This is a genomic window from Pantoea sp. X-Soil-ISGK-275, assembly GCF_059730795.1.
Genome location: NZ_AP035976.1, coordinates 1,090,658 through 1,102,289, shown reverse-complemented (window position 1 = coordinate 1,102,289; position 11,632 = coordinate 1,090,658). Strand labels below are relative to the sequence as shown.

Here is an 11,632-nt window from a genome sequence, read left to right as displayed (position 1 = left end):
ACGCCATGGATGTGCAAACCTTAATTAACCTGCGCTTGCAGCGCGCTAGCCACAATCAAGCGTGGCGGCAGCAGGAAGCTGAAACAGGTTTCCTGATGCGGCACGCTGGTGATCTCGAGCCGCGCATTATGATGGCCCAGCGCGTGCTTCACGATTGCCAGCCCCAACCCGCTGCCGCCGGTGGCGCGTGAACGCGCTTTGTCCACGCGGTAGAAGCGTTCTGTAAGGCGCGGCAGATGCTGTTCGCTGATGCCCGGCCCGTCATCGCACACCTTAAACTGCGCGCCTTGTTTGGTACGCAACCAGCTGATGTCGATGCGCGTGCCATCCGGCGTGTGATTCACCGCGTTGTAGACCAGGTTGGAAATGGCGCTACGCAACTGCTCATCGTTGCCGAACACTTTCAGGTGCGGATCGGTATGGAAATGGATGGTGTGACGTCCCTGGCTCAGCGTTTCCGCTTCACGCTGCAATAGCAGCAGCATGCCCGGCACATCCACCGTCTCTTTCAGATCGATGGCTGGCGCCGCTTCGATACGCGACAAGGTCAGCAACTGCTTCACCAGGCTGTCCATGCGGCGCGTCTGCTCTTGCATAGTATGTAACGCCTTGCTGCGCGTGCGCTCGTTCATTACCGCGTCGTCCATCATTTCCAGATAGCCCTGCAATACCGTTAACGGCGTGCGCAGTTCATGACTGACGTTGGCAAAGAAGTTGCGCCGCGCGCCTTCCAGCTGGTGCATCTGGGTGACATCACGCGCCACCATCAGCCACTGTCCTTCGCTGTAAGGCATCACGCGGAATTCCATATGATGCTGATTATTAAGGATCTGCGTCAGCGGTGTGTCGAACTTGCGCTGGCGGATATAGCGGGAGAATTCAGGATAACGCAGTAAATTGAGGATGTTCTGGCCGTTATCTTCCGGCCAGCGCAGGCCAAGATGCTGCTGCGCCAAGCCGTTGCACCAGAAAATGGTGCCCTCTTCGGTGGTCAGCACCACCGCATCCGGCAGCGATTCGGCACCGCTGCGGAAACGTTTGATCAGATTGCCCAGCTCGCGGCGGCGACGCCGGTTGCGCAACTGCATCTGATACAGGCCATAAAACAGCGGTTCCCAGCTGCCGCGTCCGGTGGGCGGCGTCATTGAACGATCGACCCACAACCAGTGCGACAGACGCATCAGATTGCTGAAGTGCCAGAACATCACGCCGGTCACCGCAATCAGCAGTAACCACGGCAGATATCCGAACAACAGACCCAACACCAGCGCAGGTAAACAGACCAGCGCCAGCTCGGTCAACAATCTCTTCCAGGAGAGTCGTTCCAGCACGGTAAAAACTCCGTTTACGTTTAGTAGCGGGCAGAGAAACGATACCCTGTTCCGCGAACGGTTTGAACCATGCGATCGTGGCCGGTCAATTCCAGCGCTTTACGTAAACGGCGAATATGCACATCGACGGTGCGATCTTCGACATACACATTGGTGCCCCAAACGTGGTTCAGCAGCTGTTCGCGGCTGTACACGCGTTCCGGGTGCGTCATAAAGAAGTGCAGCAGTTTGTATTCGGTCGGCCCCATCTCCAGCGGCGTGGTTTCCGACATCACGCGATGTGAGGATGGATCAAGGCTCAGGCCCTGCATCTCAATCACCTCTTCCACCGCCATCGGTGAAATACGGCGCATCACCGCTTTAATACGCGCCATCAGCTCTTTGGGTGAGAATGGCTTGGTGATGTAATCATCCGCGCCCACTTCCAGACCGCGCACGCGATCCTCTTCTTCACCGCGCGCCGTCAGCATCATCACCGGGATGTCACGCGTCATGGCTTCACGCTTCAAATGCTTAATAAACTGAATTCCGCTGCCGCCGGGCAACATCCAGTCCAGCAGAATTAAATCAGGCCAGGGTTCGATCAGCTTACTAATCGCGCTGTCATAATCTTCCGCCTCAATAGGCTGGTAATCATTCTGTTCCAGCACGAAACATAACATTTCACGGATGGGAGCTTCGTCTTCCACAACCAAAATGCGCTTAGCCATTGTAACTCCTGCTAGTGTGACAACGTGTCACGGGGATTTGCGGCGCCATTATGCGTCAGTTTTGTGACACTTTTATGAAAAAGCCGCCCTAAGATAGATAGATAAAAAACAGAAATGTCACAATAAAAATCTGCTTTTTTTCTTTGTGATCTTAAGTGGTTATAATTCGCCTTCGCTAAACAGAGCACGGAGCAAACATGCGCATCATTCACACCGCTGACTGGCATCTCGGTCAGTTCTTTTACAGCAAAAGTCGCGCGCGGGAACATCAGGCGTTTCTCGACTGGCTGCTGGATCAGATTGTGCAGCATCAGGTGGATGCGCTGATTATCGCGGGTGATCTGTTTGATACCGGTTCGCCGCCGAGCTACGCGCGTGAAATGTTTAACCGTTTTGTGGTGGCGCTGCAGCCAAGCGGCTGTCAATTGGTGGTGCTGGCGGGCAATCACGATTCGGTGGCGACGCTGAATGAATCACGCGAGCTGCTGGCCTGCCTGAATACGCAGGTGATCACCAGCGCCACGCCGCAGGGAGAACAACAGGTGTTAACCCTGAAGCAGCGCGATGGCGTGCCGGGTGCGCTGCTGTGCGCCATTCCTTTTCTGCGTCCGCGCGACATTCTGCGCAGCCAGGCTGGCCAATCCGGTCGCGAAAAACAGATCTCGCTGCTGGAGGCGATCGAGCAGCATTATCAGCGCTGTTTCGCCGCCGCGCAGTCAATAAACAGCGCGCTGCCGATCATCGCCACCGGCCATCTCACCACCGTTGGCGTCACTAAAAGCGATTCGGTGCGCGACATCTATATCGGCACGCTGGATGCCTTCCCGGCGCAGGCGTTTCCGCCAGCGGATTACATCGCGCTTGGTCACATCCATCGCGCCCAGCGCATCGCCAACAGCGAACATATTCGTTACAGCGGCTCACCAATTCCGCTCAGTTTTGATGAGCTTGGTCGCGACAAAAGCGTCTTCCTGCTGGAGTTTTCCGACAAGCTTAAGGACGTGACGCCGCTGATCATTCCGCACTTCCAGCCGATGCAGATGCTGAAAGGCTCGATGGCGGAGATTGAACATCAGCTGGCGCAGTTCAGCGAGAGCACCAGCGAGCTGCCGACCTGGCTGGATATTGAGATCACCACCCAGGAATACCTCAGCGATCTGCAACGTCGCATTGAAGCGCTGACCGAAAATCTTCCGGTCGAAGTGCTGCTGGTGCGCCGCAGCCGCGAACAGCGGCAGCGCAGCCTCGAACGGCTGGAGAACGAAACCCTGAGCGAATTAAAAGTGGAAGAAGTGTTTGCCCGCCGACTGGCGCAGGAAGATCAGCTGGATGCTGAGCAAGCAGAACAGTTAACGCAGCTGTTCCGCACCCAGCTTGCCGCGCTGGAGAATCCATCCGCATGAAAATTTTGACGTTACGTTTTAAGAACCTCAATGCGCTGCGCGGCGAATGGTTTATCGATTTCCGCCGTGAGCCCTTTGCCAGCAACGGATTGTTTGCCATCACCGGCGCCACCGGCGCGGGCAAAACCACCTTACTCGATGCAATTTGCCTGGCGCTCTATCACCAAACGCCGCGCCTCGGCACGCTGTCGCAAACCCAGAATGAGCTGATCACGCGCGACACCGCCGAGTGTCTGGCAGAAGTGGAGTTTGAGATCAAAGGCGAAGCCTGGCGCGCCTTCTGGAGCCAGAACCGCGCGCGCGGCCAGGCCGACGGCAAATTGCAGGCGCCGCGCGTCGAGCTGGCGCGCATGGCGGATAATCAGATCATCGCTGATAAAGTCGGCGACAAGCTGAAAGCGATTGAAACCCTGTCGGGGCTCGATTTCGCCCGCTTTACCCGCTCGATGATGCTGTCACAAGGCCAGTTTGCCGCCTTCTTGAATGCCAAACCCGGCGAACGCGCCGAGCTGCTGGAAGAGCTGACCGGCACCGAGATCTACGGACAAATCTCGGTGCAGATCTACGAACGCTGGCGCACCGCGCGCAGCGAGCTGGATACGCTGCGCGCCCGCGCCGGTGGCATGTGGCTGCTTGATGAAGCGCGCCGCGCAGAATTGACGCAGCAGCTGGCGGAACTCGGCGCGCAGGAGAAAATTCTCAGCGAACAGCTGACGCTGGCGCAGCATCAGCAGCAATGGCTGGTGCAGCAGCAACAGCTAACGCAGGAACAGCAGCAGGCCGAACAGACGCTGCTTGCCGCGCAACAGGCCTGGCAGCAGGCAGATGGCGATCGTCAGCGGCTGGCGCGCGCCGAACCGGCAGAAAAACTGCGCGAGAAGTTGCAGCAGCGCGAACAGCTGCAGGGCGATCTCCGCATGCTGGAACAGCAATCGCAGCAGCTGCAGGCGCAACAACAGCAGGCCAAAACCGCGCTGCAACAGGGCGAAAGCCATTATCAGGCCGCGCAGCAGGCGCGCGAGCAGGCGATACAGCAACAGCAGCAGCTCGAAACGCTGCTGACCGAGCAGGTTATCCCGCTCGATCAACGCATTACCACCACCTCGCAGCAATTGGATGAACAGCAGCGGCTGCATCTGCAGCAACAACAGGCGCTGCAAACCAGCCAAACCGCGCTCAGCCAGCAACAGCAGGTAAGTGAACGTTTACAACAGCAGCTAGTGCAGCAGCAGGAATTCCGCACTCGCGAAGCTGCCGTCGCCGATTGGGGCGCAGAACTGACGCGCTGGCAGGCGGAGATCGCCCGGCTGGATGAGCGCGAGCAGACGCTGACGCAGCTCATCGCGCAGCAGCAACAGCAGCGCAGCCAGCTGGAGCAGCATCAGCAGGCTCAGGCTCAGCGTGAAAAGGCGGCGCAACCGTTGCAGCAAGCCGAAGCGCAGGCCGCGCAGCAGCGTCTGCAAGCGGAGCAAGCACTGACTTCGCTTGAGGCCGAGATCACCAGCGCCAGCCTGCGTGCCGCCCTGACGCAGCATCAATCACAGCGTTCTGCACGCCAGCAGCTCAGCCTGCTCGCCGCGCAGTGGCGCGCGTTGCAGCCGCAGCGGTTGCAGCGTCAGCAGAAACTGGCGCAGCTCCAGCAGCAGCATTTGCTTGACGAACAAGCGTTGCAGGCGCTGCGCGACGAGTACAAACGGGAACATCAGGCGCTGCTCGATGTGCGCAAAATCTGCGAGCTGGAGCGCACCATCGCCCAGCTGGCCGACGAGCGCGCCAAATTGCAGCCGGATCAGCCCTGCCCGCTGTGCGGCTCGTGTCAGCATCCGGCAATCGCGCAATATCAACAGCTTGAACCCGGCGCCAATCAGCAGCGTTTAACTGAGCTGGAAACGCGCGTGGCACAGCTGAAAGAGTCCGGCACCGCCAAAGGTGAGCAGCAGAAGCTGTCGCTGCAACAGCAGCAGGCGTTGCAGCAGGAAATCGCTGATTACGACCAGCAGCTGGCGACGGTGAACACCCAATGGCAAGCGCTGAGCGGTGAGCTGGCACTTACCTGCACGCTGGAGCAACAGGACGACTTTACGCAATGGCAACAGCAGCAGGATGCACAGGAACAAACTCAGCTGCAGCAGCTCCAGACGCGGGAAAATGCCGCGCGTGCGCTGCAGCAGGCGAAGGATGCGCATCTGCAACAGCAGCAGCTGTGGCAGCAGCATCAAAATCAACAGCAACTGGCGCTTCAGCAGATCGTTAGCACGCAGCAGACGCTGGATGAAATCAGCCAGCGTGAGACCCGCGAGCGCAGCGCCATGCAGCAACTGGCGCAGCAGCTTGAACAACAGTTAGCGCAGCATCAGCTCAGTTTGCCAGACGCGGCTGAGCGGGAAAGCTGGCTCCACAGGCTACAGCAGCGCTGGAGCGCATGGCAGGAAAATGAGCGCTTACACGGCGAGTTGCAGCCGCAGCTGGCAAAAGCCGAAAGCGAGCGCAGCAGCCTGCAGCAGAATCTGGCGCGTGAACAGCAGCGGCTGGATGAGCTGCAGCAGACGCTCAGCGCGCTGCAACAGCAGCGCCAGCAGCAGCAAGAACAGCGTCAGCAGCTGTTTGGCGATCGTCGGGTGGCGGAAGCCCGACAGCAGCAGCACGCCGCGCTACAACAGTGTGAACAGGCGCTGGCGCAGCAGCTACAGCAGTGGCAGCAGGCGCAAAGCTCGCTGCACAGTCTGAATGGCCAGTGTGAGCAGATCGCGGCGCAGCAACACACTTTGCGTGAACGCGCTGCCGCAGCCGAAAGCGCCTTCCTCGCCGCGCTGCAGCAGAGTGATTTTGCCGATGAAACGGCGCTGCGTGCCGCCCTGCTGGATGAGCGCGAGGTGCATGAACTGCGCCAACAGTTACAGGTGCTCGATCAGCAGCGCCAGCAGCAACTCACCCTCAGCGAGCAGCTCACGCAGCGCTGCACCGCGCATCAGCAGCAGCGCCCGGCCGATCTCAGCGATGAAGTCGCCGCCACGATTCAGCAACAGCTGGAACAGCTGCGCATGACCTTGCGTGACAACGCCCGTCAACAGGGCGAAGCGCAGCAGCAGTTGCACAGCGATGCACAACAGCGTTTACAGCAACAATCGTTGCTGACGCAAATCGCTACGGATGAAGTAGAGCTGGCGCAGTTGGGCCGCCTGAACGATCTGGTAGGTTCGGCCAAAGGCGATAAATTCCGCCGCTTCGCACAAGGCCTGACACTCGATCATCTGGTGTGGCTGGCGAACCGTCAGCTCGATCGCCTGCACGGTCGCTATCTGCTACAGCGCCGCATCAGTGAAGAGCTGGAGCTGGAAGTGGTGGATACCTGGCAGGCGGACGCCACGCGCGATACGCGCACGCTGTCGGGCGGCGAGAGTTTCCTCGTCAGCCTGGCGCTGGCGTTAGCGCTGTCGGATTTGGTGAGTCATAAAACGCGCATCGAATCGCTGTTCCTCGACGAAGGCTTCGGCACGCTGGATGCCGAGACGCTGGACACCGCGCTGGATGCGCTCGACGCCCTGAACGCCAGCGGCAAAACCATCGGCGTGATCAGCCATGTGGAAGCGATGAAAGAGCGTATTCCGGTGCAGATCCGCGTCCGCAAGATGAATGGGCTGGGTTACAGCAAGCTGGAGTTGCCAGGGGAATAAATCAGGTCGCCATGAATGGCGACCCTACGATGCTTAGGCGGGCACCGGTTTTTTATCTCACTGTCGCCAACTTATAACGTGGGCCAACCAGCAAGCCGCCCTGCTCGTTCTGCGCCAGCAGACGGGCGCTGGTCACCCCGGCGATGGTGTGTGCCTTATCCGACACATTGCTGGCAATCTGCTTGATTGCCGCTGACACCAACATGCCAATAATGCCACCGTTATTGTTGTTGCCATCTTCCGCGTCGCTGGCGGTGGCAATGCCTTGCCACAGCTCTTTACCGCTGCGCAGATCTACCAGACGCGCCGTCGCCGACACTTTGGTCACGCTCTGGATCACCTGATAGCTGCTGCCGTAATCGGTCACCGAAATATACAGCGCGCTGTCGGCGTGGAAGATGTCATGCAGGCGCTGCGGGCTGACAGCCTGAATTTCATGGCCATTGGTTAATCCGTTCTGCTGGAAGGTTTCATCCACCACCGCCACCGGGAACACGTAATAGCCCGCTTCCGCCAGCGGACGCGTCACCAGTGAGGTGAAGCTGTTCGCCGCGTTCACATCCGGCGCGCGGTTATCCGCAGGCAGCACCAGAATTGAGGCTGGCTTGCTGGCGCGGAAGGCGCTGTAGTCGTACGGTTTTTTGGGCGCGCAGCCGGTCAACAGCAGCGCGGCGAGCACGCCTAAAGAAACAATCAGCTTTTTCACTGAGCAACTCCTTGTTTTTTCTTCATCAGAAAGTCCATGTATGGCGCAGATTCCGGGAACAACTGTTTCTCGGTGGCAAACTGGCCGAAGGCTTTATCGGTATCTCCGGTTTTGGCGTACAGCAAACCGAGCTGCGCGTGCAAGCCCGGCGCGACCGGTTTGTTGACCGATTTAGCTTTTTCAATATCCAGGTTCAGTGCTTCAATCTGTTTCTGCGGATCGCTATCTTTTTTGTAGTAGCTGTAAATCTGCTGCTGGTAATCGCCCCAGTAATAGATCGGTTCCGGCCCTTTTGGCGCACAGCCTGCCAGCATGCCCGCAGCGATCAGCGCCGCACTCAGTTGCAACATTTTCATGCTCAATATCCTTATTTCGCCGGACGCCATGCGCCGCTGTTAATGCCATCTACTAAGTGATCAACCGCTTCACGAATCGCCAGATCCATCACTTTACCGTTGAGGGTTGAGTCATAGCTGGTGGTGCCGCCGAAACCAATGATTTCACGCGCTGAAAGCTGGTATTCACCCGCACCCTGCGCGCTGTACACCACTTCTGAGGTGGTGACATCAACTACATTCAGGTTGACTTTGGCATAGGCGACCTGGCTCTTACCGCGTCCCAAAATACCCCACAGCTGCTGATCGCCCACTTCTTTGCGGCCAAATTCAGTGATATCGCCGGTGATGATGTAAGTCGCACCTTTGATGTTCTGTTCGCTCTTCTTAAAGCCCGCTTCCTGGTGCAACTCTTTCAGGTTGCTGCGATCCAGCACGTTGAAGCGATTGGTCTGCTGCAGGTGGGTGACCAAAATGGTTTTCGACTGATTGCCAAGACGATCAACGCCATCAGAGAAGATGCCGTTCATGTACGAGGAGCGGTTATCAAACTGGCCAACCGCAATCGGGCTGCGCACGCCCTGATAGGCGGGCTGGCTGGCCGCACGCACCTGTGGCGCTTCAATGGCGCGTGACGATTCGGTTGCGCAGCCGCTGAGCAGCGTGACGCTTAACAAGGAGAGTGCCGCAAGGGCATATTTTTTCTGCATTTCTAATCCATGAATCAAAAGGGGATAAAGCCGCGAGGCTGCGGCAAATTCTGGTTCTGCCGACAGTCAGAGTAATGCCATAGCATTGGTTGAGTCGGTCTGTAGACTGTCGGCAGTGAGGGGAAGGATCTTTAGTGAAAATACAGGCACATTAATGAATTTAATTAATCGAATGGCGGGATTATTGGGCGGGTTAATGATTGTGGTGGCGCTTAGCGCTTGTCAGCATTCTCAGCCAAAGCAACAGGATAGCATCGTCAACCTGTGCCAGCCGCAGAGTGCGCCGGGCAGCGCATCCTGCAAATGGGCTGATGAGATGCAGCATCAGCTCAACCAGCATTTCCGCGATGCGCGGCGTTATGCCGGTCAGCAATGTCTGGTGCGGCTCGAGTGGCAAAACAGCGGGCGCTACGCGGTGACGCAGACGCAAGGCGACGAAACGCTGTGCCTGCGCGCCTGGCAGTTGATTGGTCAAAGCAAAGATTTACCGCCGCCGCCAGAGATTAACCAGCCAGCGTGGTTCGGTTTTGCCCCGGCGACGCCGAGCCATCCTGGCGCCACTGGCGCGGGCTGATGCCAAACCAGCGGCGGAAGGCGCGGGAAAAGGCGCTGACTTCGGAGTAACCGAGCAGCAGCGCCATCTCTGAAATCGGCAGCTGCTTCTGTTGCAGATAGTGCGTTGCCATCTCGCAGCGCACTTTGTCCACCAGCGCGGTAAAACTGATGCCCTCTTCGCGCAGCCGCCGTTGCAGCGACCAGCTCGACAAGCCCATTTTTTCGGCAATTTCTTCCAGCACTGGTTCGCCCTGCATCAGTGACAAATTCACCTGCGATCGCGCCTGTTCCACCACGCTCTGCAGGCTGGCAGAACTGTTCAGGCGGCGAATGGCATCCTGCATAACCATCAGCAGCATCGGATCCTGCTCCGGCATGCTGCGCAGCAGATCGCGTTTCGGGATCAACAACGAGTTGAAGGGTTGATCAAACCACACCGGCGCATCGAACACTTTGCAGTGCTCGTGCCACTGCTCCGGGCGCGGATGTTCGAAGTGCACTTCGCGCGGCGCCCAGTTTTTGCCGGCGACATGACGGATCAAGTTGAGGAACATGCCGAGCGTTAGCTCCGCATCCTGACGTCGTGACAGGATCGCGCCGTGGCGCACCTGATAATCGAGCCGCCAGCACTCGCCTTTGTCCACCAGCCGCGTCAGCGTGTCGTGCTGATGCCATGGAAAGGCATTCACCACGTTGTGCAGCGCCTGCTCCAGCGTCGGCGAACAGAGGCCGATATACCCAATCAAGCCTAATGACTGCGGTTTGAACTGCTTGCCGTAATGCAAACCGAAGTTATCAAAACCGGAATGACGCGCCGCTTCTTCCATCACGCGGCAGTAGTTCACCAAACCCAGGCTCAGCGTGGGGCTCGCCAACAGTTCGGAGTTAATGCCGCTGATGCCAAAGATGCGATCGACATCGCCGCCTTTGTCAGTGATAAACCCGCTCAGTCCGGTGGCGGCCGCTGCCAACACGCCGCGGTTGCTGGCGCTGACGGACAAAGCGCTGAAGGCTTCAGTGGGTGTGATGAGTGATTGCATCGGAACCTCTGCGTGTGGCGCATGTGAAACAGGTGGAGGATTCCAGCAATTTTCGTACCAGGCGAGTGATTTGCGGATTTCGTCGTAGGGTCGCCATTCATGGCGACCTCAATTGCGCCGCAACAGCGCAAAGCTGCTCACTGCTGGTGCATCAGACGCCGACCGGCAGCTGATTGGTTTCCAGATAACGTCGGCAGAGACGCACCGAGTGATCGGCCCAGCGCGGCCCGAGACTCAGCGCCATTTCCGTTTCCGCGTGCGATCCCATCCACGCGGTCATCTGAATGCGACGCTGGATCAGCAGTGTCGGCACCAGCGCCATCTCTTGATCGCTGATGTGCGCCACTTTTTCGTAACCGAGGATCCAGTTATCCACCCATTCGGCGGCGCGCGGATGATGCTCAACGAAACTGATCGCCGCCGCCAGATCGTGCAGATACCAGCCGAGCCCGCAGTCATCAAAGTCGATCACCCGCGTTTCGCCTTTATGCAGCAGCAGATTGGTCAGACGCAGATCGGCGTGGATCAAACCATAACGATCCGCCTCTTTGCCGAAGCCTTGTAGCTCTTGCCCGACGCGCGCCACCGCTTCGGCGACGATGCCGTGATCGGCCGGATTGAGGTTCGGCGCATCCTGCCAGCGTCCCCAATGGCTTTGATCGCTGACCATGGTGTGGTGATCCCAGATAATGCGCTGGAAACCTGCCGGTTTCTGCCAGCTGCGGCTGTGCTGATGCAGACGCGCGGTGATGTGACCAAGCTGCTGAAACGCTTTGGGATCGACATCGGTGGTGGGCATGTCACCCTCGATCCAGTGGAACAGTACCGCATAACGCTCTGCGCCATTTGTCATCGGCAGCGTCAGCACGGTTGCGCCATCGCTGGCCGGGATCGCCTGCGGCACCATGATGCCGATGTCGCGCAGCGCATCCAGCCACAGCAGCTCGCTCTGAATGTCCGCTTTGCTGTGATAGTGAGGACGATGCAGACGCAGCGCGTAGCGTTTGCCCGCCGCCTGCAACAGGAAGGTGGCATTTTCCGAGCGGCACAGCAGCTTCAGTTCGCCGCGCAGTGCCGCGGGGTAACTGGCCAGCGCCTGATGCGCCAGCAGGATGATTTCAGCATCGGTTAAGGTATCGGATTGTTCGGCACTCATTCATCAATCTCC

Annotated in this window: 10 protein-coding genes; 3 read left to right on the top strand and 7 right to left on the bottom strand. The window is 58.5% G+C overall.

Going from position 1 to position 11,632, the window contains the following annotated elements; genetic code table 11:
- Positions 1-20: 20 nt before the first annotated feature.
- Both phoR and phoB read right to left on the bottom strand, forming a co-directional pair.
- Complete coding sequence (gene phoR / locus AC6I8A_RS05005; protein WP_256695769.1) at positions 21-1,331, bottom strand: phosphate regulon sensor histidine kinase PhoR; 1,311 nt, start codon at positions 1,329-1,331, stop codon at positions 21-23.
- A gap of 20 nt (positions 1,332-1,351) precedes the next feature.
- The gene (phoB, locus tag AC6I8A_RS05000; RefSeq protein ID WP_265299816.1) at positions 1,352-2,041 is read right to left on the bottom strand and encodes a phosphate response regulator transcription factor PhoB; all 690 of its coding nucleotides are present in this window, start codon (positions 2,039-2,041) and stop codon (positions 1,352-1,354) included.
- 197 nt (positions 2,042-2,238) lie between these two features.
- On the opposite strand from phoB, the gene sbcD reads away from it, so the two are divergent.
- Together sbcD and AC6I8A_RS04990 are read left to right on the top strand one after the other, a co-directional pair.
- Positions 2,239-3,444 carry an exonuclease subunit SbcD gene (gene sbcD / locus AC6I8A_RS04995; RefSeq protein WP_497818120.1) on the top strand — a complete coding sequence of 402 codons (1,206 nt, stop codon included), beginning with the start codon at positions 2,239-2,241 and terminating at the stop codon, positions 3,442-3,444.
- Positions 3,441-7,118: an AAA family ATPase gene (locus AC6I8A_RS04990; RefSeq protein ID WP_497818119.1), complete on the top strand. Its 3,678-nt coding sequence runs from the start codon at positions 3,441-3,443 to the stop codon at positions 7,116-7,118. The genes sbcD and AC6I8A_RS04990 overlap by 4 nt, the downstream gene beginning before the upstream one ends.
- A gap of 52 nt (positions 7,119-7,170) precedes the next feature.
- On the opposite strand, the gene AC6I8A_RS04985 is transcribed toward AC6I8A_RS04990, so the two are convergent.
- Genes AC6I8A_RS04985 through AC6I8A_RS04975 form a run of 3 tightly spaced genes read right to left on the bottom strand, consistent with a single transcriptional unit; the run spans position 7,171 to position 8,869 of the window.
- Positions 7,171-7,824 (bottom strand): DUF799 domain-containing protein, encoded by a 654-nt coding sequence (locus AC6I8A_RS04985; protein ID WP_436331674.1) that lies wholly within the window; start codon positions 7,822-7,824, stop codon positions 7,171-7,173.
- Positions 7,821-8,180 carry a DUF4810 domain-containing protein gene (locus AC6I8A_RS04980; protein WP_256695763.1) on the bottom strand — a complete coding sequence of 120 codons (360 nt, stop codon included), beginning with the start codon at positions 8,178-8,180 and terminating at the stop codon, positions 7,821-7,823. The genes AC6I8A_RS04985 and AC6I8A_RS04980 overlap by 4 nt, the downstream gene beginning before the upstream one ends.
- Before the next feature lie 11 nt (positions 8,181-8,191).
- Positions 8,192-8,869, bottom strand: coding sequence for a CsgG/HfaB family protein (locus AC6I8A_RS04975; RefSeq protein WP_497818118.1), 678 nt, complete (start codon positions 8,867-8,869; stop codon positions 8,192-8,194).
- A gap of 154 nt (positions 8,870-9,023) precedes the next feature.
- Here AC6I8A_RS04975 and AC6I8A_RS04970 point away from each other — a divergent pair, with 154 nt between their 5' ends.
- On the top strand, positions 9,024-9,443 hold the full coding sequence (locus tag AC6I8A_RS04970; RefSeq protein WP_256695761.1) for a cell envelope integrity TolA family protein: 420 nt from the start codon (positions 9,024-9,026) through the stop codon (positions 9,441-9,443).
- Here the strand turns inward: AC6I8A_RS04970 and qhpR are convergent.
- Positions 9,373-10,464 (bottom strand): AraC-like transcriptional regulator QhpR, encoded by a 1,092-nt coding sequence (gene qhpR / locus AC6I8A_RS04965; protein ID WP_061717485.1) that lies wholly within the window; start codon positions 10,462-10,464, stop codon positions 9,373-9,375. The genes AC6I8A_RS04970 and qhpR overlap by 71 nt on opposite strands.
- A 151-nt stretch (positions 10,465-10,615) precedes the next feature.
- Positions 10,616-11,620, bottom strand: coding sequence for a phosphotransferase enzyme family protein (locus AC6I8A_RS04960; protein ID WP_497818117.1), 1,005 nt, complete (start codon positions 11,618-11,620; stop codon positions 10,616-10,618).
- Between the last annotated feature and the right edge of the window lie 12 nt (positions 11,621-11,632).